This window comes from Serratia sp. PF-27 (assembly GCF_030053255.1).
In the GTDB taxonomy this organism is placed as follows: Bacteria; Pseudomonadota; Gammaproteobacteria; order Enterobacterales; family Enterobacteriaceae; genus Serratia; species Serratia bockelmannii.
This window is the reverse complement of record NZ_JASGBT010000015.1, coordinates 556022-582112: the sequence shown is the minus strand read 5'-3', so window position 1 is coordinate 582112 and position 26091 is coordinate 556022. Positions and strand designations below refer to the sequence as shown.

At 60.4% G+C, this 26091-nt stretch carries 24 protein-coding genes; 7 read left to right on the top strand and 17 right to left on the bottom strand.

Features of this window, described 5'->3' with window-relative positions; all coding sequences use genetic code 11:
* The first annotated feature begins 60 nt into the window (after positions 1 to 60).
* Both pntA and pntB read left to right on the top strand, forming a co-directional pair.
* Complete coding sequence (gene pntA, locus QMZ29_RS07610; protein WP_049207477.1) at positions 61 to 1590, top strand: Re/Si-specific NAD(P)(+) transhydrogenase subunit alpha; 1530 nt, start codon at positions 61 to 63, stop codon at positions 1588 to 1590.
* A 10-nt stretch (positions 1591 to 1600) separates the two neighbouring features.
* Positions 1601 to 2995, top strand: a complete 1395-nt coding sequence (pntB, locus tag QMZ29_RS07605) for a Re/Si-specific NAD(P)(+) transhydrogenase subunit beta (protein WP_025302964.1) — start codon at positions 1601 to 1603, stop codon at positions 2993 to 2995.
* 57 nt (positions 2996 to 3052) lie between these two features.
* On the opposite strand, the gene uspE is transcribed toward pntB, so the two are convergent.
* The 13 genes from uspE to QMZ29_RS07540 all read right to left on the bottom strand — a co-directional run bounded on the left by uspE (position 3053) and on the right by QMZ29_RS07540 (position 16163).
* Positions 3053 to 4015 (bottom strand): universal stress protein UspE, encoded by a 963-nt coding sequence (uspE, locus tag QMZ29_RS07600; RefSeq protein ID WP_004938281.1) that lies wholly within the window; start codon positions 4013 to 4015, stop codon positions 3053 to 3055.
* 126 nt (positions 4016 to 4141) lie between these two features.
* The gene (gene fnr / locus QMZ29_RS07595; RefSeq protein ID WP_004938278.1) at positions 4142 to 4906 is read right to left on the bottom strand and encodes a fumarate/nitrate reduction transcriptional regulator Fnr; all 765 of its coding nucleotides are present in this window, start codon (positions 4904 to 4906) and stop codon (positions 4142 to 4144) included.
* 271 nt (positions 4907 to 5177) lie between these two features.
* Entirely contained in the window at positions 5178 to 5702 is a 525-nt protein-coding gene (gene ogt, locus QMZ29_RS07590; protein ID WP_025302963.1) for a methylated-DNA--[protein]-cysteine S-methyltransferase, read from the bottom strand.
* 219 nt (positions 5703 to 5921) lie between these two features.
* Positions 5922 to 6233 (bottom strand): YmdA family protein, encoded by a 312-nt coding sequence (locus QMZ29_RS07585; RefSeq protein ID WP_173890650.1) that lies wholly within the window; start codon positions 6231 to 6233, stop codon positions 5922 to 5924.
* 306 nt (positions 6234 to 6539) lie between these two features.
* Entirely contained in the window at positions 6540 to 7394 is an 855-nt protein-coding gene (locus QMZ29_RS07580; RefSeq protein WP_025302961.1) for a tagatose bisphosphate family class II aldolase, read from the bottom strand.
* 9 nt (positions 7395 to 7403) lie between these two features.
* The gene (locus QMZ29_RS07575; protein ID WP_043144075.1) at positions 7404 to 8570 is read right to left on the bottom strand and encodes an SIS domain-containing protein; all 1167 of its coding nucleotides are present in this window, start codon (positions 8568 to 8570) and stop codon (positions 7404 to 7406) included.
* Between the two features lie 26 nt (positions 8571 to 8596).
* Complete coding sequence (gene agaR / locus QMZ29_RS07570) at positions 8597 to 9367, bottom strand: transcriptional repressor AgaR (RefSeq protein WP_025302959.1); 771 nt, start codon at positions 9365 to 9367, stop codon at positions 8597 to 8599.
* 332 nt (positions 9368 to 9699) lie between these two features.
* Positions 9700 to 10605, bottom strand: a complete 906-nt coding sequence (locus QMZ29_RS07565) for an ROK family protein (RefSeq protein ID WP_049275861.1) — start codon at positions 10603 to 10605, stop codon at positions 9700 to 9702.
* Between the two features lie 18 nt (positions 10606 to 10623).
* A complete protein-coding gene (locus tag QMZ29_RS07560; protein ID WP_261424651.1) occupies positions 10624 to 11907 on the bottom strand; it encodes a Gfo/Idh/MocA family protein in 1284 nt (427 codons plus the stop codon).
* A gap of 19 nt (positions 11908 to 11926) precedes the next feature.
* Complete coding sequence (locus tag QMZ29_RS07555) at positions 11927 to 13039, bottom strand: ABC transporter ATP-binding protein (RefSeq protein WP_025302956.1); 1113 nt, start codon at positions 13037 to 13039, stop codon at positions 11927 to 11929.
* A 21-nt stretch (positions 13040 to 13060) separates the two neighbouring features.
* Positions 13061 to 13879 carry a carbohydrate ABC transporter permease gene (locus tag QMZ29_RS07550; protein WP_261424649.1) on the bottom strand — a complete coding sequence of 273 codons (819 nt, stop codon included), beginning with the start codon at positions 13877 to 13879 and terminating at the stop codon, positions 13061 to 13063.
* A gap of 10 nt (positions 13880 to 13889) precedes the next feature.
* The gene (locus QMZ29_RS07545) at positions 13890 to 14831 is read right to left on the bottom strand and encodes a carbohydrate ABC transporter permease (RefSeq protein WP_025302955.1); all 942 of its coding nucleotides are present in this window, start codon (positions 14829 to 14831) and stop codon (positions 13890 to 13892) included.
* Between the two features lie 78 nt (positions 14832 to 14909).
* Positions 14910 to 16163 carry an ABC transporter substrate-binding protein gene (locus QMZ29_RS07540; RefSeq protein ID WP_025302954.1) on the bottom strand — a complete coding sequence of 418 codons (1254 nt, stop codon included), beginning with the start codon at positions 16161 to 16163 and terminating at the stop codon, positions 14910 to 14912.
* A gap of 465 nt (positions 16164 to 16628) precedes the next feature.
* On the opposite strand from QMZ29_RS07540, the gene QMZ29_RS07535 reads away from it, so the two are divergent.
* The 4 genes from QMZ29_RS07535 to QMZ29_RS07520 all read left to right on the top strand — a co-directional run bounded on the left by QMZ29_RS07535 (position 16629) and on the right by QMZ29_RS07520 (position 21850).
* Complete coding sequence (locus tag QMZ29_RS07535) at positions 16629 to 18299, top strand: DUF4091 domain-containing protein (protein WP_261424642.1); 1671 nt, start codon at positions 16629 to 16631, stop codon at positions 18297 to 18299.
* 155 nt (positions 18300 to 18454) lie between these two features.
* Complete coding sequence (gene olsF / locus QMZ29_RS07530; protein ID WP_025302952.1) at positions 18455 to 20176, top strand: ornithine lipid synthase OlsF; 1722 nt, start codon at positions 18455 to 18457, stop codon at positions 20174 to 20176.
* Positions 20177 to 20277: 101 nt separating this feature from the next.
* On the top strand, positions 20278 to 21060 hold the full coding sequence (locus QMZ29_RS07525) for an N-formylglutamate amidohydrolase (RefSeq protein WP_025302951.1): 783 nt from the start codon (positions 20278 to 20280) through the stop codon (positions 21058 to 21060).
* Between the two features lie 76 nt (positions 21061 to 21136).
* The gene (locus QMZ29_RS07520; protein ID WP_025302950.1) at positions 21137 to 21850 is read left to right on the top strand and encodes a flagellar brake protein; all 714 of its coding nucleotides are present in this window, start codon (positions 21137 to 21139) and stop codon (positions 21848 to 21850) included.
* A gap of 43 nt (positions 21851 to 21893) precedes the next feature.
* On the opposite strand, the gene pdxY is transcribed toward QMZ29_RS07520, so the two are convergent.
* The 3 genes from pdxY to QMZ29_RS07505 are packed head-to-tail and all read right to left on the bottom strand — an operon-like array spanning position 21894 to position 23707.
* Positions 21894 to 22736 (bottom strand): pyridoxal kinase, encoded by an 843-nt coding sequence (gene pdxY, locus QMZ29_RS07515; RefSeq protein ID WP_261424636.1) that lies wholly within the window; start codon positions 22734 to 22736, stop codon positions 21894 to 21896.
* A 3-nt stretch (positions 22737 to 22739) separates the two neighbouring features.
* Entirely contained in the window at positions 22740 to 23456 is a 717-nt protein-coding gene (locus QMZ29_RS07510) for a glutamine amidotransferase (RefSeq protein ID WP_043143441.1), read from the bottom strand.
* Positions 23453 to 23707, bottom strand: a complete 255-nt coding sequence (locus tag QMZ29_RS07505) for a hypothetical protein (RefSeq protein WP_025302947.1) — start codon at positions 23705 to 23707, stop codon at positions 23453 to 23455. Before QMZ29_RS07505 ends, QMZ29_RS07510 begins: the two co-directional genes overlap by 4 nt.
* Positions 23708 to 23773: 66 nt before the next feature.
* On the opposite strand from QMZ29_RS07505, the gene QMZ29_RS07500 reads away from it, so the two are divergent.
* On the top strand, positions 23774 to 25078 hold the full coding sequence (locus QMZ29_RS07500) for an aminotransferase class I/II-fold pyridoxal phosphate-dependent enzyme (protein ID WP_049205632.1): 1305 nt from the start codon (positions 23774 to 23776) through the stop codon (positions 25076 to 25078).
* On the opposite strand, the gene QMZ29_RS07495 is transcribed toward QMZ29_RS07500, so the two are convergent.
* Positions 25075 to 26061, bottom strand: coding sequence for an MsnO8 family LLM class oxidoreductase (locus QMZ29_RS07495; protein WP_197769553.1), 987 nt, complete (start codon positions 26059 to 26061; stop codon positions 25075 to 25077). The two genes, QMZ29_RS07500 and QMZ29_RS07495, sit on opposite strands and share 4 nt — an antisense overlap.
* Positions 26062 to 26091: the final 30 nt, after the last annotated feature.

Sequence of the window (26091 nt, the reverse complement as noted above, 5' to 3'; positions counted from 1 at the left end):
CGTCGTGCTATGGGCAGGAAAATAATAAACATCATCCAAGACAGGTGAGAAGGGAACATTATGCGTATTGGTGTACCAAGAGAGCGGTTGGCCAATGAAGCCCGGGTCGCAGCCACGCCGAAAACGGTGGAACAACTGCTGAAGCTGGGTTTTACCGTCGCGATTGAACGCGGGGCGGGCAAACTGGCCAGTTTTGACGACGTCGCCTACGAAGCCGCCGGTGCGGCGCTGGTCGACGAAAACGAAGTGTGGCAGTCGGATCTGATCCTGAAAGTCAACGCGCCGCAAGACGACGAGATCGCCTTGATGCGCGAAGGCAGCACGCTGGTCAGCTTTATCTGGCCGGCGCAAAACCCCGAGCTGATGGCCAAGCTGGCGGCGCGCAACGTCACCGCGCTGGCGATGGATTCGGTGCCACGCATCTCGCGCGCCCAGTCGATGGATGCGCTGAGCTCGATGGCCAACATCGCCGGCTACCGCGCGATCGTCGAAGCGGCGCATGAGTTCGGCCGCTTCTTCACCGGCCAGATCACCGCCGCCGGCAAAGTGCCGCCGGCTAAGGTGATGATCATCGGCGCCGGCGTGGCCGGCCTGGCGGCGATCGGCGCTGCGGGCAGCCTCGGCGCCATCGTGCGCGCCTTCGACACCCGCCCGGAAGTGAAAGAGCAGGTGCAGAGCATGGGCGCGGAATTCCTCGAGCTGGATTTTGAAGAGGAAGCGGGCAGCGGCGACGGTTACGCCAAAGTGATGTCCGAAGCCTTTATCAAGGCCGAGATGGCGCTGTTTGCCGCACAGGCGGCGGAGGTTGATATCATCGTCACCACCGCGCTGATCCCAGGCAAACCGGCGCCGAAGCTCATCACCAAAGAGATGGTGGCGTCGATGAAGCCGGGCAGCGTGATCGTCGATCTGGCGGCGCAAACCGGCGGCAACTGCGAACTGACCGTGGCCGACACCATTACCGTGACCGACAACGGCGTGAAAATCATCGGCTATACCGACCTGCCGAGCCGCTTGCCGACCCAATCTTCGCAGCTGTACGGCACCAACCTGGTCAACCTGTTGAAGCTGCTATCGAAAGAGAAAAACGGCGAGATCGACATCGATTTCGACGATACGGTGATCCGCGGCGTTACCGTGGTGCGCAGCGGTGAAGTCACCTGGCCAGCGCCGCCAATCCAGGTCTCCGCCCAGCCGAAAGCGGCACCTGCCGCTGCACCGGTCGCCAAACCCGAAGCCAAACCGACCTCGCCGTGGCTGAAGTACGGCCTGATGGCCCTGGCGATCCTGCTGTTCGGCTGGCTGGCGGACGCGGCGCCGAAAGAGTTCTTGTCGCACTTTACCGTGTTCGCGCTGGCCTGCGTGGTCGGTTACTACGTGGTCTGGAACGTCAGCCATGCGCTGCATACTCCGTTGATGTCGGTCACCAACGCGATATCAGGGATTATCGTGGTCGGTGCGCTGCTGCAAATTGGCCACGGCGGCTGGGTGAGTTTCCTCTCCTTTATCGCCGTGCTGATCGCCAGCATCAACATTTTTGGTGGATTCACCGTCACTCAGCGCATGCTGAAGATGTTCCGCAAGAACTAAGGGGTAACAAATGTCTGGAGGATTGGTTACAGCTGCATACATTGTTGCCGCTATTTTGTTTATTTTCAGCCTGGCGGGCCTGTCGCGTCATGAAACGTCGAAGCAGGGCAACCTGTTCGGCGTCGCCGGTATGGCGATCGCGCTGATCGCCACCATTCTGGGGCCGGATTCCGGCAACGTCGGCTGGATCATCATCGCCATGATCATCGGCGGTTCGATCGGCGTCTATCTGGCGAAGAAGGTCGAGATGACCGAAATGCCGGAACTGGTGGCGGTGCTGCACAGCTTCGTTGGCCTGGCCGCGGTGCTGGTCGGTTTCAATAGCTACCTGGATCACGGCGCGCCGATGGAACCGGTGATGGCGAATATCCATCTGACCGAAGTGTTCCTCGGCATCTTTATCGGTGCGGTGACCTTCACCGGGTCGATCGTCGCCTTCGGTAAGCTGCGCGGCATCATCTCTTCCAAGCCGCTGATGCTGCCGAATCGCCACAAGCTGAACCTGGCGGCGCTGGTGATCTCGTTCCTGCTGCTGGTGGCGTTCGTGCGCGCCGACAGCGTGGGCTGGCAGGTGGTGACGCTGCTGCTGATGACGGCGATCGCGCTGGCGTTCGGCTGGCATCTGGTTGCCTCGATCGGCGGCGCCGACATGCCGGTGGTGGTGTCGATGCTCAACTCTTACTCAGGGTGGGCCGCGGCCGCGGCGGGCTTCATGCTGAGCAACGATCTGCTGATCGTCACCGGCGCGCTGGTGGGCTCTTCGGGGGCGATCCTGTCTTACATCATGTGTAAGGCGATGAACCGTTCGTTTATCAGCGTGATCGCCGGCGGTTTCGGCAGTGACGGTTCATCCACCGGCGATGCCGAAGAGATGGGCGAATACCGTGAAACCACGGCGGAAGAGGTGGCCGAGCAGTTGAAGAACTCCACCTCGGTGATCATCACCCCGGGTTACGGCATGGCGGTGGCACAGGCGCAATATCCGGTGGCGGAAATCACCGAGAAACTGCGGGCGCGCGGCGTGAAGGTCCGTTTCGGTATTCACCCGGTCGCCGGGCGCTTGCCGGGCCACATGAACGTGCTGCTGGCGGAGGCGAAGGTGCCGTACGATGTGGTGCTGGAGATGGATGAAATCAACGAAGATTTCCCGGATACCGACACCGTGCTGGTGATCGGCGCCAACGACACGGTGAACCCGGCGGCGCTGGAAGATCCGCGCAGCCCGATCGCTGGCATGCCGGTACTGGAAGTGTGGAAAGCGCAGAACGTGATCGCGTTCAAACGGTCGATGAACACCGGCTACGCCGGCGTGCAGAACCCGCTGTTCTTCAAGGAGAACACTCAGATGCTGTTTGGCGACGCCAAAGACAGCGTGGAAGCGATTCTGCGGGCGTTGCAGAAGTAAAATTGGGCAACCAAAGAAAAACGGGCCGCTTAGCGGCCCGTTTTTTATGCGCGAAGCTTAATCTTCGTCGTCGTGTTCGTCGTCTTCATCCGCTTCGATCGGGCAGTTGAAGTTTTCCGGTTTAATCACCAGCAGGTCGCATTTCAGATGATCGATCACATGTTCCGCGGTGTTGCCGATAAAGGCGGCTGAAATGCCTGTGCGGCCCAGGGTGCCCAGCACCACCACGCCGGCCTGCAGGTGTTCGGCCAGATCGGGGATCACCTCTTCCGGCAGGCCTTTTTCTACGTGGGTGAACTCTTCCTTAATGCAGAATTTCTGCCGCAGCGCCTTCATGGCGATCAGGTGCTGGCCGCGAATGGCGTCGTTGTAGACGCTCGGGTCGAAGTCGGGCAGTTCGATGGCGATGTTGATCGGCGTGACGGGATAGGCGCCGACCAGGTGAACCTCGGTCTGGTTGACGTTTTGCGCCAGTTCGACGGTTTCTTGCACCAGTTTGATATTGAGCGGGTCGTGATAGGGTTCTTCGCTGGCCAGGTTGACCGCCACCAGCGCTTTGCCGCCTTCCGGCCAGGGCTGGTCTTTCACCATCCACACCGGGCAAGGGCATTTGCGCAGCAGGTGCCAGTCGGTGGGGGTAAAGATCACCGACTCCAACCGGTCGTGCTGGTGCGCCATTTTCAGCAGCAGGTCATGTTGGCCAGAAAGCACTTCCTGAATGATGGCTTCGAAGGGGCGGTTATGCCAGACCACTTTGATTTCGATCGGCACGCCGTCGTTGAGATAGAAACGACACTGCTCGTTGATCCAGGCGGCGCGTTGGCTGATCACACCTTGCCGCATCGCCGTTCTTTCGTCCGGGGAGAGCAGGGTCGTCATTTCGTAAGAGAAGTCGTAAATGGGTAGGAAGGCTTTGATGCGCCCGCCGTTCCGTTTTACCAGGTACACGGCGCGGCGCAATGCCGGCTGATCGTCCTGATTGGGGTCAATAGCCACCAGAAGATTCTGATACTTCGCCATAGGGCCTCCTTACAGCTGAAATCAACAGTCTGTTAATTTACAGAGTAACCCAACATTGAAAAACAGAACAACAACAGAAGCGTGCCGGATCAACAATTTCGGTGAAATGTTGATCCGGCAGGGGAATTAGGCGTTGACGGTCACGTTGATACGTGGCGTTCCGGCCAGCACCGACAGGGCGTCGGCATTTTCGATGGTGATGTATTTGCCTTTCACGCTGAGGATTTCGCTTTTCTGGAAGCGGCCCAGCAGGCGGCTGATGGTTTCCACCGTCAGGCCGAGGTAGTTGCCGATGTCGCCGCGGGTCATGGTCAACCGGAACTCGCGTGGTGAGAAACCGCGCTCCGCGAAGCGGCGCGACAGGTTGTAAACGAACGCCGCCAGGCGCTCTTCGGCGTTTTTCTTCGACAGTAGCAGGATCATGTCCTGATCGCCTTTGATCTCGCCGCTCATCAGCCGCATGATCTGCTGACGCAGGTTGGGCATTTTGCCGGACAGATCGTCGAGGGTCTCGAACGGGATCTCGCACACCATCGAGGTTTCCAGCGCCTGGGCGAAGCTCGGGTGCTTCAGGCCGCCGATGGCATCGAAGCCCACCAGGTCACCCGCCAGGTGGAAACCGGTGATTTGCTCGTCGCCTTGCTCGGTGATGGTGTAGCTTTTGATGGTCCCGGAACGGATCGCGTACAGCGATTTCAGCTCGTCGCCGGCCTTGAACAGGGTCTGGCCTTTCTGGATGGGCTTTTTCCTCTCGATAATGTTGTCGAGCTGGTCCAGCTCGTGAGCATTAAGGGTGAAAGGAATGCACAGCTGGCTGATGCTGCAGTCCTGGCAATGGATCGCACAACCACCAGACTGGATACGACGAATCACGCGTTTTTCCGGGATCATAGATTACGCTCATTCAATAATTGATATGAGTCAATTTTAACATCTTTTGCTGCAGCTGATAAGGGTGGCATTAGCATGAATAGGGGTATTGTGTGCGAATTTTGCGCACACATGCCGCCGATTATTCTGTATGGGACTGAAGTTATGAGTATTATTTGTGACTTATGCGTTTTATTCACACAAGCTATTAATAGTACCCAAGTGGTCACGCGCGCGGCGTAGAGCAATGTGTTTTATTAAGCAACGCCAAACAATGGCGCTGGATAGGTGGCTACAGCAAATTTTTCGGCAGGTAGCCTTCGTGCTGCAGCAGCCACTGCTTGCGTTGTACGCCGCCGGCATAGCCGGTCAGCGCGCCCTGCGAACCGATCACTCGGTGGCAGGGCACCACGATGCTGATCGGATTTGAACCGTTGGCCATGCCGACCGCGCGCGAGGCGGTCGGACGGCCGATGCGTTGCGCCAGTTGGCCGTAGGTCAGGATCTCGCCGCAGGGGATTTGGCGCAGCTGTTGCCACACGGTGCGTTGGAACTCGGTGCCGGCAGTCATCACCGGCAACCGATCGATAATGCTCAGTTCACCGGCGAAATAGCGCTGCATGGCGTCGGTCAGCCCGCTGGGATCGCGCTGTTCGCGCAGGGTGAAGCGATCGGCGCGGTAGTGGGTATTCAGCAGCTTCATGAGGCGCGCTTCGTGATCGGTCCAGTCAATCGCCCGCAGGCGCCCCTGTTCATCGGCAATCAGCACCAGTTCACCCACCGGCGTAGCGGTACGATCAATCAAAAAAGTCTGCATCTGGATCACTCCTCGGTTTAGTGTGGGGATTATCGCATGAAACGGAGGGAGACGATGGCGGATTTCGGACATGTTGATGGGCAACCGCAGGGTTACCCAAATAGGCGGCTCAGGGGAAGCCAGGGAGGCATTGTTCGACGAATTTATAAAATAAATTTATAAGTTATCAAGACAAGTTGTTTCTTGTTTATTATTTCATCAAGCATTGACACATTGGGGTTACTTATAGCTGATGGTCACACGCTTTAAATAGGGATTGTTATTCACCATTTCACTGGTGACGGCAGAGACTAATTCTTTTGGCATCTCTTTTAACGAAGAAGAAATATACCCGTTCTGATATTCCGTCACTTTGCCGAAACAGTTGGAGATAAGCTGTTCATCCTGATGTGTGATGGCGCAGGTTGGCGTAGTAATGGCGCCGGTGAAGCGCACGACGCCGGAGGCGACCTGGCTTCCGGAAAGCGGTTTTGCTTGCAGAGCGAAGGGCAGAATGACCAATGCGCTTAATACGGCTAAGTAATGGTTCATACGCTGTTCCTCTTAGAGTAAAGAATGCTGCCAATTAAAAACAAGCATGCTTGTTTTCATTAAATAAGCTATTTCGTGTGGCGAAATAAAAACGAATGGGCAAAATTCCTACTGCCTTCATCCAATGGATTTGATAATAGGGAGGTAGGGTGAGCAAAACCATGATTTGGATCATAGTGAAGACCGGTTAATGGTTTCCGGTGCGGGCAGGGTAAAAGGCTGTGATCGTTCTCTCAGGAAAGCGGGGAATGGCGGGATGTTTTCGCCCCCGTGGTGTAACGGCAGGAACCGGGGGCGAGCGCGGGCTTACAGCATGCCACTGCTGCCGCAGATGCGGATCTTTTCCGCCACCACTTCTTTCATCGCCAGCTTGCCGGGGACGATGTATTTGCGCGGATCGTTAGCATCCGGGTGCTGCGAAAAGTAGCTTTTTACCGCATCGGCGAAGGCGATTTTCAGTTCGGTAGCGACGTTGACTTTGCAGACGCCGAGCGAAATCGCGCGCTTGACCATCGCTTCCGGAATGCCGGAGGCGCCGTGCAGCACCAGGGGCACGTCCACCTGTTCGCGGATCAGCGCCAGGCGCTCGAAGTCCAGCTTCGGCTCACCGTGATACAGGCCGTGGGCGGAACCGATCGCCACCGCCAGCGAATCGATGCCGGTGGCGGCGACAAACTCGCGTGCCGCCATCGGGTCGGTATAGAAGCTGTCCGCGGTATCGACGATCAGATCGTCTTCCTGCCCGCCCAGGCGGCCCAGCTCCGCCTCCACGCTGGCGCCATAGCGGTGGCACAGGGCCACTGCGGCGGCCACCTTGGCGATGTTCTGCTCGAACGGCAGATGGGAACCGTCGATCATCACCGAGCGGATACCACTTTTCACCTTGTGCTCGATGTCGTCCAGCTCTTCGTGATGATCCAGATGCAGCGCCAGCGGCAAATCGTAGCGGTGCGCGGCCGATTGGCAAATGCCGATCAGGTAGTCGGTGCCGGCGTAGCTGAAGGTGCCGGGCGTGCCGGCCATGATCACCGGTGAGCGCAGCTCGGCGGCGGTCTCCGCCACCACCTGCACGGTTTCCAGATTGTGGACGTTAAACGCCGGAACGGCGTAACCCTGGCGCTGTGCCTTGAGCAGCATTTCTCGATTGGCTATCAGATACATGGGATCTCCTTACAACTCAGGGGAGGGAAAACGGTAAATCGTCACGCCTTTCACCACCCGGTTGACCTCGCCGGTCGGGCAAGGGTTGTCCGGGGTCAGCCCCAGCGCCAGCGAACTCTCGAAGGCCAGCATCTGGGTGAACAGCAGATACGGGAACAGCAGCCAGATATCGTCAGCCGCGTCGTGCATATTCAGCAGAGCGTCGGACAGGGGTTGGCGTTCGCCGGTCAATCCGACCAACTGCATCGCCAGCCCGTCGCGCTGCAGCTCGTTCCACAGATCGCGGTCATACTGGCGGGCGTAGTCGTCGTGGGAGAACATCAGCACCACCAACGTCTGGCCGTCGACCATGAATTTCGGGCCGTGGCGCAGGCCGAGCGGCGAGTCGTAGCGTGTAACGATGCGGCCGGCGGTCAGCTCCAGCATCTTAAGTGAGGCCTCTTCGGCGAGGCCGGTAAAGCAGCTGCCGCCGAGGGTGATGTAGCGGCGGAAGCCGCTGGCGGCCAGCGCTTTCACCTGCGCCTGCAGCGTTTCACGCAGTTCTCGGCAGCGCTGCACCATGGCACTCAGCGGTGCCTGGGCGGCCTCGAGCGACGTTGGGCCGAGCAGCAGCGCGGCGCTCAGCATCATGCAGCTGAAGCTGGAGGTCATGGCGAAGCTCTGATCGTTGGAGCCTTGCGGCATCACCAGCGAACAGACGTTGTCACGCCGATGCGCGTACTGCGCCAGCCGGCTGTCCGGGTTGCACACCAGCATCAGGTGATAGCTTTCCGGCAGCAGCTGGTCGGCCAGCTCCACCGTCGCCACGCTTTCGGGGCTGTTGCCCGAGCGGGCGAAAGAGACCAGCAGCGTCGGCCGATCAGGGTCGAGATACTGCAGCGGGTTGGCGACGATATCGGTGGTGCCGTAGGCTACCACGTCGCGGCCGGTGCGTTCGCGCAGCCAGGGCGCCAGGGCACGGCCGGCAAATGCCGAACTGCCGGCGCCGCACAGGACGATCTGCAGGCGCGGATTGGCCAGCAGCGGCGCCAGGAACGGCTGCCACTGCGCCTGTTGATCCTGCAGCTGCCGGTGCAGCGCTGCCCACAGATCCGGCTGTTGCCAAATTTCTGCGGCGGTGTGCCAGGCGTTGCGCTGCTTCAGCCAATCCGCCTCGTAAGAGAAATACGCGTTCATGATGACAGCTCCTTAAAAAGCCTCGGTTAACGGTCGGCGATAATCACGTCGATCCCTAAATGGTGCAGCGCCTGCAGGTAGTGCGCCGGAATGCGGCTGTCGGTGACCAGACGGTGGATCTGACCGATTTCGCGGATCATGCAAAAACTGGTGCGGCCGAATTTGCTGGCGTCGGCGATGGCGATCACTTCACGCGCCACCTCGCACATCACGCGGTTCAGCTGCGCTTCGCCCGGATCCGGCGTGGTGATGCCGCTCGTGAGATCGAAACCGTCGACGCCGAGAAACAGCTTGTCGAACCGGTATTGGCGCAGCTGCTGTTCGGCGGCAGGGCCGTAAAGCGACCAGGCTTTGCGGCGCACGCTGCCCCCGACCACCATCAGATCGATCTGCTCGTTGCTGGCTAATTCGAAGGCGATGTTGAGCGCGTTGGTCATCACCACCAGATCCTTTTTCCCCGCCAACTGCGGCGCCATCTGGCTGGTGGTGGAGCCGGAGTCGAGGATGACGGCATCGCCGTCTTCAATCAGCGCCGCGGCCGCACAGGCGATGACGTGTTTTACGTCGCGATTGAGGCGGCCCTTGTCCTGCAATGGGCGGTCGAAGGCGAACTGTTTGTTCAACATAGCGCCGCCGTAGGCGCGCACCGCGCAGCCGTGTTTTTCCAGCTGGCGCAGATCGCTGCGGATGGTGACGCTGGACACCGAAAACTGCTGGCTGAGCTGCTCCACGCGCACCGTGCCCTCGCGGCACAGCTGGTCGATAATTAATTCCCGGCGTTTTGCGGTATTGATCATTAACGCAGACTCCTGATTTACCTGTAGCCGTGCCCGACCGCGGCTTAATAAGCCGCAGCGATACCGACCGGAGCGCTTTCAGTTGTTCGTGGCGAATTACAGCAAACGAAACACTGAAATGCAATCGATTAATTTTAAAATATCTATATCTATCAGATGGTTATATTTAATTTTGCTTTCAGTTTAATGCCAACCGAAAGCGGTGTTAACGCAAAGTGAAAACGGCAAATTCGTTATTTTTCAGTCGCCAATTCCCGGCATTTAATTATTCAGCCCGTCGAGGCCGAAAGCCGCAACGATCGCTCGACAACCGCCAGGCTTTCACTGTTTTTTTATGCCGGCGCGCGTAAAAGCGCCGCGCCGCGTACGCCGCTGCTGTCACCGTGCACCGGCGGGAACACCGCCGCCGGTTCCACGCCCGGCAGCAGCCAGCGCCGCATCACCGGCGGCAACAGCCGGTAAAGCTCGCCGACGTTGGACAATCCACCGCCCAGCACGAAGGCATCAACATCCAGCAGCAGCTGTAAGCCGGCCAGCGCGCTGGCCAGAATGTCGACGTAAATCGTCATCAGCCGATGCGCGAGCGCATCACCGGCACGATAGCTGGCGACCAGCGCTGGCACGTCGGCGGCCGGATGGGCGAAATGGCGGCTCAGCGCCAGCAGTCCGCTGCCGGAGACGTAGCGCTCAAAGCAGCCGGTCAGCCCACAGTTGCAGCCGAACAGCGGCAGATCGTAACGCTGCGCCAACTGGGCCGAGATCGGCATATGGCCCCATTCACCCGCCACGCCGCTGCGTCCCTTATGCAGTTGCCGGTTCACCACCAGGCCACCGCCGGCGCCGGTGCCGATGATGGCGCCGAACACCAGCGGCAGGTGTGCGGTTTGCGGCGTACTGGCTTCCGACAGCGCGAAACAGCGGCAATCGTTCTCGATGGCGATCGGCCGCGCCAGCGCCCGCGTTAAATCATCCGCCAGGCAATGCCCGGTCAGGCAGGGCACGTTGACCGCCAGCTGGCGGCGGCTGACGGGATCGGTGATCCCCGGTAAACCGATGCCGATGCTGCCGCGCGTATGCAGTTCGCGATCCGCCTGCTCGACCAGCCCGGCGATGCAGGCCACGAATTCGCCGTAATCTCTGGTAGGGGTGCGCACCCGCTGGATCAGCACCTGATTGAGCCGGCGATCGTAAGCGGCCATTTCAATCTTGGTGCCGCCGATGTCGAAGCCGTAACGCATCTCTGTCGTGGCCATGCTTCAGGCTCCGTTCAGGGCGATCACCGCCGCTTCACGGCGTGCGCGTTCGGCGGCGAACACCATCAGGTGGCTCTCCAGCGCTTCGGCCGGGCCGGCCAGCACCTGGCTCGGATCGTTGGCGCGAATGGCCGCGATAAAGTGCTGCATCAGGTAGTAGTCGCCGCCGCCGTGGCCACCCATCGCGTGCAGATCCTGGCCGGCGTCGGTGTCGTAATGCGTTTCGCCGTCGTCGAGGAACGAGGTGATGCGGATATGGCGGCCGTCGCCTTCCAGGCAGCCGCGGCTGCCGAAGATGCGGGTGTGGCGATCTTCGTGGCGAGTGAAGGCCGTCATGGTGAACGACGCAGTGCGGCCGCCGGCGAACTGCATGTTGACCACCTGATGGTCGACCACGTTATTGTCGCAGCGGTAGACGCAGCGGCCGTAGGGCCCGTCGCGCAGCGCCGCCCGCAGCGTCGTCTGGTCGGGTTCCGGCGTCAGCACCCGCAGAAAACCGGGCGTGGCCTTGTGGTCGTCGCCCAGATAGATGCGTTTGGCGGAATAGGGACAGGCTGCCTCCACCGCACAATCCAGGCAGTTGTCCGCCGCGCCGGCCGGTTGGTTTTCCTGGTGGAAGTGGTGCAGGTTGCCGAAGGAGCTGACCTGTTCGCAGGGCTGTTCCATCACGTAGCGGATCCAGTCGATGTCGTGGCAGGATTTCTGCAACAGCATAAACGCGGCCTGTTGATCGTTGCGCCAGTTGCCGCGCACGAAGGAGTGCGCCTGATGCCAGTAGCCAACCGGTTCTAAGTGTTGCAGGCTGACGATGTCGCCGATCGCGCCATCGCGCAGCAGCTGTTTGAGCTTTTGGGTATAGCGGGTATAGCGCAGTACGTGGCCGACTGAGAAGATCAGCTTTTGGCGCACGACCTCGGCGACGATGGCCCGGCACTCGTCGGCGTCCGGCGACAGCGGTTTTTCCAGCAGCATGGCGTAGCCCTGACGGGCGAAGGCCAGCGCCGGCTCTAGGTGCATCTGATCCTGAGTGCAGATCAGCACCGCGTCGGCCAGCTTGCCGGCGTCGGCGGCCTGGCGCCAGTCGGTGAAGACGTTTTCCGGCGCGATGGCGTGCTGCACCACGAACGGCTCGCGGTAGGCATCGCGCGGTTCCGCCACCGCCACCACCTGCATCAAATCGGGGTGCGCCAGCGCATAGCGCGAGTAGATTTCACCGCGCGCACCGGCGCCGACGACCAGCACCCGCACCGGGCGCAGGGCAACGTTGTTGGGTTGTGTTGACGACATTGCTGATACTCCGCTGTTGTTATTTGAGGTTTTGGCCGCTGAGCTCGTCGAACAAATGCGCGCGCGTCAGATCGAATGCCAGATGAATGCTTTCGCCGAGGCGCGGCTCCCAGTCCGGCAGCGACGCCATGCGCAGCACGAAGCGCAGGTCAGCCAGTTCGCAGTGCAGCAACTCTTCGTTGCCCATGCGCTCGATGGTGACGATCTGCGCCGGGAAACAGTTGGCGCTGCCGGGCGCACACAGCCGCAGGGACTCCGGCCGGATGCCGAGACACACCCGCGCATGCGGGTAGTCGGCCAACTGCCGTTGCAGCGCCGGCGGCAGATCGAGCTGGTGCTGCAGGCCGATACGCAGCCGCACCGTTTGGCCGTCGCGCACGATCGCCAGATCGTGCAAATTCATCGACGGGCTGCCGATAAACTCGGCGACGAAACGGTTGGCGGGGTGGTGGTACAGATTGATCGGTTTATCCACCTGCATGATGGCGCCGCGATTCATCACGCAAATGCGATCGCCCATGGTCATCGCTTCGACCTGATCGTGGGTGACGTACACCATGGTGGCGGCGGCGCCTTCCTGCTTCAGCTGGTTGTGCAGTTCGATCAGCTGTACGCGCATCGACACCCGCAGCTTGGCGTCGAGGTTGGACAGCGGCTCATCGAACAGGAACACCTTGGGTTTGCGCACGATGGCGCGGCCGACCGCCACCCGCTGGCACTGGCCGCCGGAGAGCTGACCCGGCTTGCGCTGCAGCAGGTTGGTGATCTCCAGTTTTTCCGCCGCGTCGCGCACCCGGCGGTCGATCTCGGCCTTGCTCTCTTTGCCGATCAGGCCGAACGCCATGTTCTTGTACACCGTCATGTGCGGGTACAGCGCATAGTTCTGGAACACCATGGCGATGCCGCGATCCTTCGGCATGCTGTCGTTGACGCAGCGATCGTGGATCAGGATCTGCCCCTCGCTGACGCTCTCCAGCCCGGCGATCATCCGCAGCAGGGTAGACTTAGCGCAGCCGGACGGGCCGACGAACACCATAAATTCCCCGTCTTCAATTTCCAGATCGACGCCGTGCAGCGCGTGGAAACCGTTGGGGTAGACTTTTTTAACGCTGTTTAACTGAATTCCGGCCATGTCGTTTACCTTGTCTGCGCGTTAGCCTTTCACCCCGGCGCTGGCGATGCCCTGGATGAAATAGCGTTGGAAAATAATGAACAGCATCAACATCGGGATCACCGCCATCAGCGCCCCGGCCATCAGCAACGGGTATTCCACCCCGGCGCGGCTGGAGAGCGAGGCGAGGCCAACCGGCAGCGTCAGCTTCTCGGTGGTGGTATTGACGATCAGCGGCCACATCAGGTTGTTCCAGCTCCACAGGCCATTGATGATGACGCAGGCGATAATGCCTGGCCGGATCAGCGGCAGCATGATGCGCCAGAAGATGGCGAAGTAGTTGTAGCCGTCGATCAAAGCCGCTTCTTCCATTTCCTTCGGTACCGCCAGGAAGAACTGGCGCAGCAGGAAGGTGGCGTAAACGCTGAAAATGCCCGGCAGCACCAACCCGGTGATGCTGTTGACCAGCCCCAGCTTCTGGACCACCAGGAATTGCGGGATCAGAAACGCCTGGCCGGGCACCATCAGGATCGACACGCATACCAGAAACACCGCGTCGCGGCCGCGAAAATGCAGGCGCGAGAAGCCATAGGCGGCCAGGGTAGCGATCGCCATCTGCAGGGTGACGGTGAAGAAAGTCGCCAGCAGCGAGTTGAGATAAAAGCCGGCGAACGGGATTTCGTGCATTACCCGGCCGTAGGCCTGCAGGCTAGGGTGCGCCGGCAACAGCGTCAGCGGGATCTGAATGCTCTCGGCCTGAGTTTTCAACGAGGTCACCAGCATCCAGATAAAGGGCACCACCGAGGCCAGTGCCGCCAGCCCCATAAACAGGTACACCAGCGTTTTCTTGCTTGCGTTCATGTGCAGCTCCTCAGCTGACTTTCAGGCGCTTGCCGATCGCCATTTGAATCAGGGTGATCACCAGCGTGACGGCGAACAGCACCACGGTGATGGCGGAAGCGTAGCCTTTTTCCTGCAGGTAAAACGCGTACTTGTAGAACAGGTTGGTGACGGTCATCACGTCGTTTTCCACCAGCGCGCGGTCGAACATCAGGAACACCACGTCGAAGATTTGCAGGATCTCGATAAAGCTCATCACCGACACGAAAAACAGCGTCGGTACCATCATCGGCAACGTGATGCAGAAGAAGCGGCGCAGGGTGCCGATGCCGTCGATATCCGCCGCCTCGTACAGCTGGCGCGGAATGCTCTGCAGCCCGGCCAGCAAAATGATGATCTTCAGCGCCAGCGACGACCAGATGATGATGATGGACACGCTGATGCGCACCACGTCCGGATCGGACAGCCAGGCGACCGGCGCAATGTGCAGCAGGCCCAGCGCCTGGTTGATCAGGCCGAAATCCTTGTTGAACAGCCATTGCCACACCATGGCCACCGCCGCAGGCATGGTGACCGCCGGCAGGAACAGCAGGGTGCGCAGCAGGCCTTTGCCACGGATGTTCTGATTGAGGCCGATCGCCAGCAGCAGCGACAGGCTCAGGCTGATCGGTACGCACACCACCACGTAGAACAAGGTGTTGGCGGCGGCGGTGTAGAAGTCGTCGTCTTCGAACAGGTTGAGATAGTTATCGACGCTGATGCTGCTCCAGCGCATGAACTGGTTCAGATCGGTAAAGCTGTAAAAAATGTTTTGCAAAAAGGGGATCAGGTAAAACACCGTCACCCCCAACAACAGCGGCAGGATCATCACCCAGCCCCAGAAGCGTTCGGCGCGTTCGAGCCGATTGAGCGCGGGGCGGGCGGTGCGCCGGGATGGTTTCAGGGTGACCGTAGCCGTTTCTGCCAGCGACATGTTGCCATTCCTCACCTATGACGTTCAGCGTGGGTCCACCGCGGCGCGCGCTCGGGGCAGCGCGCCGCGGCGGGGCGATTACTGCTCCATGACGCGCGCGATCTTCTTGACCGATTTGTCCATTTCCTGCTTAGCGTCCGCGCCCATAAAGATCTTCTTCAGGCTGGCTATCCACATGTTCTGCCACTTCGGCGTATTGGTGCCGGCGGTGGGGTAAGCCTGGGTCACTTCAAGGGTCTGGATATAAGGTGAAACGTCGACTTTCTGAATCTGCTGCGCCCAGACCTTGGCCGCCGTCTTGTTGGCCGGGATCACCACCTTGGCCAGCTCAGCCTGTGAGGCTTCGCTGCTCATGAAGGCAATATATTTCCAGGCGGCCTGCTTATGGGCGCTTTTGGCCGACATGGCGAAGGCCAGGCTGTGCGCCACGCCGGACTGGCGTTCAATTTTGGGCATCATCACCACGCCGATGTGGTCGTTGATCAGCGGGTTATTGGCGAACGGTGCCGCCAGCCAGGAACCGGCATAGACCATCGCCGCGCGGTTGGACTGGAAGATGTTCTCGGTTTTGACTTCGCTCATCTGCTGGGCGCTTGGCATCAGGCCGTCTTTCATCATGCCCTGCAGCTGCTGGTAGACCCAGAGGGATTTGTCGTTGGCGATGTCGGTGGGCTGGCCGTCTTTCGGCACGATGTGATTGCCGTTTTGGAACAGCAGGTTCATGTAACTGTCCTGGCCGTCGATGCTGAGATCCATCACCAGCGGGAAGGCCGTGCCTTTCAGCCCGTTTTTCAGCGCGGTAGCCTTGCTTTTCAGATCGTCCCAGCTCCAGTCGCTGGTGGGGTAGCTGACGCCGGCCTGATCGAACAGTTTTTTGTTGTACCACACGGCGATGGAATCGACGTCGCGCGGGATGGCCATCTGCTGGCCGTCGTACTGGTAGGCTTTCACCGAGCTGGCGACCACGTCGTCCAGCTTAAGGCCGCTGTCTTTAATATAGGGTGCCAGCGGCTCCATAATGCCGTTTTTGGCGTACTGCACAAAATAAGGCATATTGATCCAGAATATATCCGGCGCCACGCCGCCGGCGGCTGCGGAATCTAATTTAACGAAATATTGTGCCGAGGGGGTTAATTCTATTTCTATTTTTATATCCGGGTTGGCCTGCTCAAATCGCTTAGCAATCTCCTGTTCGGATGATAATTGATTTCTGTCCCAAACGGCATAGCGCAATGTTATTTTATCTGCGGCGTGGAGCAGCGTGGGTAATAATAATGCGCTGGCAAGAATAGAATGCGCCAGCAGGCGGCCGGTATTTTTTATCGGTGACATTGCTTTCCCCTCGGTGAGCGACGAATAGCGTTTTTCGCAACGTAAATTCTTTCTATCCCTTAACTTTCAATGTGTCAATACACCCCCAAACGCCCAAAAATGGGGCGTTAATGTTTCATTGTTGTTAAAATCGAAAGGCTTTGACGGCCAAGTGAAAGGTGTGTTTATTCACAATTTGTTAACCTTTTGACGGGTTTTTTCCCCGGTGGCGCGGCATTTAGCGGCCTTCGCAGGCATAGGAATAACTGATAACCCTTGCACCATAATGGGGATTAAAAACATTTTTATTGTGCAAGCTTCTGCTTCTTTCATTTTTGTGATGCAAATAAACAAAAAAATCTTGCTGTGGCTGTCAGAGGAGGGTGCAGGAACGTTTTTTATTGCCGGCTATTGTCTGTGGCGATAAAAGACGTTAGCCTGGATTTCACAATATTGATTTATCCAAAATAAAGAGGGCCGATTATCATGCGCCTGTCTCTGGTATTTACGCATTGCCTGGAGAAAGTATTTCATCGCCAAAATATGCCGCCCGTTGCCGTAGAAAATCGGCTGAGCGGGTTAAATAACGAGGTGCTTTCCTGGCAGGCGGTGTACTGTTTGCAAACCCCGGGCAACGAGACTCGCCATGAGCTCAGTTATCAACTTGACGGACCGCTGGCGGCGTATATCAGCGTGCGCCAGGTGCAATCGGTACCGAGCGGTTTTCCCTGTTATCGCGAGATCGATGAGAATTACCTGACGACCGAGCCGGGCTTATTTCCCGATCCGCTGATGCCGCTGCCGCAACGGCGTTTTTTTGCCGCCTGCCGCTATTATGGCAGCCTGTGGCTGACCCTGACGCCGCCGGCCGCAGCGAAACTGGCGGGCGACTTTCCGTTGACCCTGCGGCTGCTGGATGCGCAAACCGGAGAAGCGCTGGCCGAGGCCACGCTGACGCTGCATCTGGTGCCGGCGGCGTTGCCGCCGCAAACGCTGTTGCATACCGAGTGGCTGCATACCGACTGCCTGGCGGATTACTATCGCCTGGCGGTGTTCAGCCCGGATTACTGGCGCGCGGTGCGCAACTTTGTGCGCTGTGCGGTGCAGGCCGGCGTCAATATGCTGCTAACGCCGCTGTTTACGCCACCGCTGGATACCGCCGTCGGCGGCGAACGCACCACGGTGCAGCTGGTGAGGGTGATGCGTTCGGCGCAGGGGTATGGCTTCGATTTCAGCCGCCTGGCGCAGTGGGTGGCGTTGGCGCAGGAAGAGGGCATCGAGCACTTCGAAATCGCGCCGCTGTTTACCCAATGGGGCGCGGCGCATGCGCCGAAGATCGTGGTGGAGGAGCAGGGCGAGGCGCGACCGCTTTTCGGCTGGCACACCGATGCGCAGGGCGAAGCGTACCAGCGTTTTCTGCAGGCGCTGCTGCCGGCGTTGACCGCCTGGTTCCGCGAACGGGGGCTGGAACGGCAGGTGTGGTTCCATGTTTCCGATGAGCCGACGCTGGACAACCTGGCGGCCTACCAGCGCGCCAGCGCCGCGCTACGCCCATTGCTGGATGGCTTTCGCACCTTCGATGCGCTGTCGGATTTCGCTTTCTATCAGCGAGGCCTGGTGGAAATCCCGGTCGCTGCCACCGATCATATCGAACCCTTTATCGAACACCGGGTGCCTGGCCTGTGGGCCTATTATTGCTGCGTACAGAAGACCGAGGTCGCCAACCGGTTCTTCGCCCAGCCTTCGGCGCGCAACCGCATATTGGGCGTGCAGCTCTATCTGTACCGCATCGCCGGCTTCCTGCATTGGGGATTCAACTTCTATAACAGCGCCCATTCGCGCGAGCGCATCAACCCTTACGCCGTGACCGACAGCGGCCATGCGTTTCCCTCCGGCGATCCGTTCGTGGTCTATCCGGGTGAGGATCTGCAGCCGGTGGAGTCGCTGCGCCTGCGGGTGCTGCATCAGGGGCTGCAGGACATGCGCGCGCTGCAGCTGCTGGAGAGTCTGACCGACCGGGCGACGGTGGAGGGGCTGATCGAACGCGAACTGGGCATGCGCATTACCTTCAAACGTTATCCGCACCAGGCCGGGCCGCTGCTGCGCTTGCGCGAAGCGGTGAACCGCCGCATCGAAGCGCTGCTGGCGCCGATGTGAGGGCAAGTGGGGGCGAAAATGCGTCTTTCGCTCCCAATTCGTCATTACTTTGCTATACCTGATAGTCGATGGATTCATTTTATTGTCATGTAACTGACACGTCAGAGTCACGGCTCTGGCTTAAGTTTGCAGCGACTACGTCAGGAGATAACGCGATGTTCAGCCTGGATTCTCTGTTGCAAGATGCATTTCCACACCGCAATACCCCTGCCTGGCAGCGCAGCCTGCTAAGAACCCTTCTCTTCGAAAAAGAATTCAAACAGTTCGCTGCCGACTATCCCCACCTGAAAGGGCTCGATCTGATCGAGCAGGTGGTGGACTACTTCAACCTCAGCTGCGAGCTGGTGGACGGCGATCTGGAAAACATCCCGAGCCAGGGGCCGGTGGTGCTCGTCGCCAATCACCCGATCGGCTCACTCGACGGCCTGGTGCTGCTGCGCGCCGTCGCGGCGGTGCGCCCGGATGTGAAAGTGGTGGCCAGCCAGCTGCTGACCTATATCGAACCGCTGCGCAACCTGTTCGTGCCGGTGGATAACGTCGCTTATAAAACCAGCCGCAAACAGATTGAAGGGATGCAGCAGCAACTGGACAATCAGGGCGCGCTGATCCTGTTCCCGGCTGGCGAAGTGTCGCGCATGAGCCCGAAAGGCATCCGCGATGGCCACTGGCATACCGGCTTTCTGCGCCTGGCCGCCAAGGCGCGCGCGCCGATCGTGCCAATCCACATCAGCGCGCGCAACAGCAACCTGTTCTACTTTACCTCGCTGGTTTATCGGCCGCTGTCGACGCTGCTGCTGGTGCGTGAAATGTTCCAGCAGCGGGGCGGGCGCATCAAGATCCGCGTCGGCGGCCGTGTGCCGTTCGCCAGCTGGCACGACGGCCACACCAGCGCCAAGGATCTGGCGGAGCGCTTTCGCCGCCACGTCTATCGCCTGGGCCAGGGCAAACCGGGGCTGTTCGCCAGCGAGTCGCCGATCGCGCTGCCGGAAGAGCGTCTGGAGCTGAAAAAGGCGTTGGCGAACTGCGAACGGTTGGGGGTAACGCCGGACGGTAAAACCATCTACCTCTATCGCCGCCGTGACGAAGCGCGTACGCCAATCCTGCGCGAGCTGGGGCGCCTGCGCGAGATCGCCTTCCGCGCGGTGGGGGAAGGATCCGGCCGCCGCCGCGATCTGGATAGCTACGACGACGATTACTACCACCTGGTGCTGTGGGATGAGGAAGAGCTGGAGATCGTCGGCGCCTATCGTTTTATTCCCACCGCCGAACAAATCGAACGCAAAGGGCTGGAAAGCATCTATAGCAACAGCCTGTTCCATTACGACCGCGATATGGAACCGATCCTGGCGCAGGGCATCGAACTGGGGCGCAGCTTCATTCAGCCGGCCTATTGGGGCAAGCGCGGGCTGGACTATTTGTGGCTGGGCATCGGCGCCTATCTGTCGAAATACCCGCAATATCGCTATCTGTTCGGCCCGGTGTCGATCTCCGGCGGCATGCCGCTGGCGGCGCGCGATTTGCTGATCGCCTTCTACCGGCTCTATTTCTCGCCGGATCACGCCTTCGCGCAGTCGCGCCGGCCTTATCCGGCGTCGCTGCCGCAGGTGTTGGCGCAGTTTGCCGGAGACAACTACCAGGAAGATCTGGTACGGCTGAAGAGCCTGCTCAGCAACATCGGCTGCTCGATCCCGACGCTGTACAAGCAATACACCGAGCTGTGCGAACCGGGTGGGGTGCAGTTCATCGACTTCGGCACCGATCCGGCGTTCAACAACTGTATCGACGGACTGGTGCTGGTGGATACCACGCGGCTCAAGCCGTCGCGCTATCAGCGTTATATCGCGGTGCACCAGCCACAGCCAGCCGAGACGGCATGACTACAGTCTGACTCATGCCTTTTTGATCTAAGCACGACCTTGGGGCCGGCGACGGGATAGCGCTACGATAAACGTTTTGCTTTCCACCGCCGGAGCCCGTCATGCCCCATTCGTTTATCCCGCCGTTATTGTCCGCCGATGAACCGCCCGCAGCTGCCGTTGAAATCCCGCGCGGCAAAGCGCCTTTTTTGCTGCTGTGCGATCACGCCGGCAAGGCGATACCGCAGTCCCTTGGCGACCTCGGTTTGCCGCCGGGGGAGATTGAACGCCACATCGGCTGGGATATCGGCGCGCTGAGCGTGTCGCGCCATCTGAGCCGCCAACTGGACGCCACGCTGATCCATCAGCGTTACTCACGGCTGGTGATCGACTGCAATCGGGCGCCCGGCATCGCCAGCTCGATCCCGCCTTTGTCCGAACTGACGCCCATCCCCGGCAATATCGGCATCGACGGCGAACACGCGCTGGCGCGCGAGCGTGAGGTGTTTTTGCCGTATCACCACGCCATCGACGATCATCTGGGGCAACGCCAACTGCGCGAACTGCCGACGGCGGTGATCGCCATGCACAGCTTCACGCCGGTGTTCAAGGGCGAATCGCGCCCCTGGCAGGTGGGCCTGCTGTTTAACCGCTACCCGGAATTTGCGCTGCTGCTGGCCGAACTGCTGCGCGAAGAGGGGGATTTGCAGGTGGGGATCAACGAACCCTATGCGATGACCGACGCCACCGACTACACGTTGCCGGTGCATGCGGAACGTCGCGGTTTGCCTTATGTCGGCATCGAAATCCGCCAGGATCTGATTGCCGATGAACGCGGGCAGCAGGCGTGGGCGAAACGTTTCGCACGCCTGCTGCCGCAGGCCTGGCAGCGTTGGCAAATTTGACTTTAGGAATATTCCCAGAGATGATAACCGTAAGGAATACGTAATACGTCATTAGAAAAAAAGTCAGGAGAGACGTGTGGAGCACAGCGATAACGGACTGTTTATCAAACGGGAGCGTTTTGAAGTTCTGGCGATTCTGCGTGAAATTTGCAAACAACGCACGCCGCTGCGCGTAGAAAATCAGCAGCACCGGTTTCAAAGTCTGTTATTGAGCGTCGGGCCGGACAATATCGTGTTTAGCGGTGAGGAAGCGGAAAATGCCATCGACGGCGCCTGCACCATCGTGATTGAAAGCAACGACGCTAAAATCGAGTTTTCCGTCGGCCAGGCGGAACTGACCGAACATCAAGGCGTCCAGGCCTGCTCGACCCGGCTGCCGCAGGAGTTGGTCTACATCCAGCGCCGCCGTCAGTTCCGCATCACCACGCCACACTGGCGCCAATTCTTCTGTACCGGCGAATACCCGGACGGCACGCCTTATGAGCTGCGGATCCACGATCTGTCTGCCGGCGGCGTCGGTTTGCGCTTCGACGGGCCGCTACCGGATTTCTTCCAGCCGGGCCTGCAGTTCAAGAAAGCGGAGTTGGATCTGGGCAGCTACGGCAGCTTCAAGGTCAACATGGAGCTGGTGGTGGTCAACGACGATCAGGAAACCGACGATAACGATCAGGTGGTGCACTTCTCGCGCCTGTCATGCCGTTTCCTCAAGCTGGGGTTGGCGATGGAGCGCAAAATTCAGAGCGCCGTGTTCGCCTTCGAGCTGGATTTCAACAAAAAGAAAAAACGCTGATAGTGATCAGGGGCGGCACGCTGCCCCTGACTCTCCACCGGCCTTACGGCTTTAACGCCCGCAGGCTGCCGATTTCCTCCCAACCGAAATGTGCCGCTTCGGCCAGCACGTCGCACACTTCACCCCCGGCGGCGACCACGGCCGCGTCGAGCGCAGCGCCGTGCAGCAGATGGCTGACCAGCAATGCGGCGAACAGATCGCCGGTGCCTTTGACCGCCGATTTAACCTTCGGATGGGTAAAGCACTGTGTTTCCTGCCGGGTGACCAGCATTAAGCCGACTTCGTCTTCGTGCTGTGCGACGCCCGGCGCGCTGGTGACCAGCACCCATTCGGTGGTGTTGTTCAACAGCGCCTGCGCGGCGTGCTGCGTCTGCTCCCGGCTGCTCAGTTGTCGGCCGCACAGCTGTTCCAGTTCAAAGCCGTTCGGCGTCAGGCCGTTGGCCAGCCGCAGGAACGGCGATCGATAGCAGTTGACGATGCGCTCATCCACGTAGATCCCTTCACCGTAATCGCCCATCACCGGATCGATATAGATTTTTATCTGAGGATTGAGCGAGCGCACCCGCTGCAGCCAGTTGGCCAGAATATGGCACTGCATCACATCGCCCAGGTAGCCGACAATCACCGCCCGGGTGCGCTTCATCACGCCGCGGGCAATCAGATCGTCGAGAAAGCCGCCGAACCACTCGCCGGAAATGACGCCGCCGTGCGGCTTGCCGTAATAGGGCGGGCAGCCGAACAGCACGCTCGGCACCTGCAGCGCTTCCAGCCCCTTTTTCAGCAGTGCGCGGTAGGCGATGCCGTTGCCGACGCTGCCGTAGACCACCTGAGATTGAATGCTGATCACGTCGATGGACGGTGACCGCAAGGGTGAAGACTGTTGCATGAGTTACATCCTTGGTTCGTTATTATCCAGCCAGCGTGCGAACACCTGCCGCGCGCGTTGTTCCAGCTGTGCGCCGTGGCACGCCGCCTGTTCGCGCAGGCTCTGTGGCGCAACGCCGGCCAGTTCCAGCTCGCAGGCATGGCCAATCAGCCAGCGTTCGATATCGCGATGATCCGCCTCCAGATGGAACTGCAGGCCGAGCGCGAACCCCTGATAGTCGAAAGCCTGATGTGGGCAAATCGCCGTGCCGGCCAGGCAGCGGGCACCGTCCGGGATCATGAACATATCGCCGTGCCAATGCAGCACCGGCGTATCGGCCAGCGGGGCCAGCACCGAGTCGTCTTCCGCCGCGAGCGTGCTCAGCGGGGCGAAGCCGATCTCTTTGACGCCGAGCGAGATCACGTCGGCGCCCAGTGCCTGGGCGATCACCTGCGCGCCGAGACAAACCCCGAGGGTCGGTCGCCGCTGCGCCAGGCGCTGTTTGACCAGCGCTAATTCATGGTCGAGAAAATCATAGCGCTGCTCACCGGAAAAGTGTTGGGCGGCGCTGATCGGCCCGCCGAGCACTACCAACAGATCGGTCTCTTCATTATTGATAGCACGAATATCATCGCGGCCGGCATCGTAATAGTCGATCTGATAGCCGCGCAGCGAGAGCAGAGAACCGAGGATACCCAGGTTTTCAAAATTGACGTGTCGAATGGCGACGGCTTTTTTCATTGTTCAACCTCGCTAGCGTGAGTGAAAGGGGTCAGCGCCAGCGACTCGCCCAGCACAGTGATGCCTTGCGCACCGCTCTGGTAGACGATGCGACGTTCGCTGACCTGGCTGAGCTGCACCTGATAACCCTGAGCGGCCGGGAACAGCGCGCACGCCTGTTCCAGCTGATCGGCTGCCCAGGGAGTGAACATCTGCAGGCGGGCAAAGGCTTTTCCTGCATACTGAATGTCGAGCACGTAATGTTTATCCATGGAACCCCTTACTTTTGGCCGCGGAAACGGGTAATCTATTTTGAACTAGTACAAAAGGATTTATGTATGAATTCATTGTATGCAAAAGGCGGCGGCGCTGTCCAGATTGCCGAGCAGATTGCCGCACGCATCAAAGACGGCGCGCTGCGGCCAGGTGAGCTGTTGCCGCCGGTACGCCAACTGGCGGCGGAGCTGGAGGTCAATCCGAATACCGTCGCCAGCGCTTACGCCCGATTGCGTGACGCCGGTCTGGTGGCGACGCGCGGGCGGGCCGGAACGGTGGTGCTGGAGCCGCCGCTGGCGGCGGTGAGTGCGGCCTATGTGCCGCGTCAGGTGCCTGCAGGGATGTGCGATCTGGCCAGCGGTAACCTGGATGCCGCATTGTTGCCGGTGCTGGCGCTTGGCACGGCGGAGGTGTTCCCGCAGCAAAACGGCTATGACATCAGCGGTGATCTGCCGATATTGACCGGTCTGGGTCGCGAGTGGCTCGGCCGCCAGGGCGTCGCGCTGGGGGAGCCGGCGGTGTTCTCCGGCGCGCTGGATGCGATGGAAAAGGCGCTGCGCTGCCATGTGCAGCCGGGCGCGGCGGTGTGGGTGGAAGATCCCTGCTGGCCGCCGCTATTGACGCTGTTGCGCCACCTGCGCCTGCGGCCGCTGCCGCTGGCGGTAGATGAACAGGGCTGTCGGTTGCCGGAAAGCGGGGCGGCCGCTGCGGTGATCCTGACGCCGCGCGCCCACAATCCGACCGGCGCCTCGCTCTCTGCGCAACGCGCGCAGCAGTGGCGGCGTTTTCTGCACGACAACCCGCAGTGTCTGGCGATCGTCGACGATTTCTGGGGGCCGCTGTCGCAGCAGCCGCTGCATCTGCCGTTCGACGGCGATCGCGGCCTGTACGTGCTGTCGCTGAGCAAGTTTCTCAGCCCGGATCTGCGTATCGCGCTGGCCTGCGGCGACCCGACGTTGCTGCAGGCGATGCGCGCCGATCAGTACATCAGCGAACGCTGGGTCAGCCATATCTTGCAGCAGATCGCCGCCAGACTGTGGGGACAGGCGTTGCAGGAAGGGCAACTGCAGCGGGCTCAACAGGCGTATCAGGCCAGAAGGGATGAACTGGTACAGCGGCTCAATACGTTGAATCACACGGCGCTGGCGGCGGGTGAAGGGCTGCATCTGTGGTTGCCGGTGAGATCAGAAACTGCCGCCGCGCAGCTGATGGCGCAGCGGGGGTGGTTGGTGCAGGGCGGTGAACCTTTCCGCCTGAAGGGCGGCCCGGCGCTCCGCGTCAGCCTGGCTAACGTCACGCCGGCGCAGTTGGCGCCGCTGGCGCAGGATCTGACCGACGCCATGCGGGCCAGCGCGGCGATCAACTAGGCCGGCGTCAGGCTCTCTTCCGCCAGCAGCTGTAGCGAAGTGAGCCGGGCGCTCGGTTCGCCGATCGGCGTGTCGATGATGAACTCGTCCACGTCGTACCGCTGCTGCAGCTGCGCCAGTTGCTGATGTACCTGCGGCGCGGTACCAAGCAGGATATGGCTTTCCCGCGGCTCGATGCGGTAGTCGGTCGCGCCGGCCTGCTGCACGAAACTCTCTGCCTGCGCCAGGCTACCGACGGTCACGCTCTGCTCACCGGCGACGTGCACGCGGTATTGCTGAATATCCGCCGCCAGCGTCGCGGCCTGCTCCGGGCTCTGCGCCACGATCGCCGCCACCGCCAGCAGCGCCTTGCGGCCGCCGCTCAGTGCGGTGTAGTGCGCCAGCGCCTCGCGGATATCTTGCGGATTGCCGTTCAGATGCGCGGCAAACACGAAAGCCCAGCCGGATTCGGCCGCCAGCGTCGCGCTCTCTTTACTGGCGCCGAGCAGAAAGCGCTGGGCGGCGTGCGGCGGCAGCGGTGTGGCGCTCAGGCCCGGTTCGGCGTCGTCGTTCAGGTAGGCGGTCAGCTGCGACAGCTGCTGCGGGAATGCCGGTTTGTTTTGTCGGTCATGGACGGCCTGCAGCGCCTGGGTGGCGAGCGGCAGCCCGCCGGGCGCTTTGCCTACCCCGAGATCGACGCGCCCCGGCGCCAGCGCCGCCAGCAGGTTAAAGTTTTCGGCTACCTTGTAGGCGCTGTAGTGTTGCAGCATCACGCCGCCAGAGCCGATGCGAATGCGCGACGTCTGGCCGAGCAGGTAGCCGATCAGTATTTCCGGCGACGGGCAGGCGAGCTGCGGCGTGTTGTGGTGTTCCGCCAGCCAGAAACGCCGATAGCCCCAGCGTTCCGCCTGTTGCGCCAGATGCAGCGTGCGCGCCAACGCCTGCGCGGCGCTTTCCCCGTCGGCGATCGGACTTTTTTCCAATATGCTCAAGGCATAAGCCATTTTCCCGCTCCTTTGATCATCAGATATGCC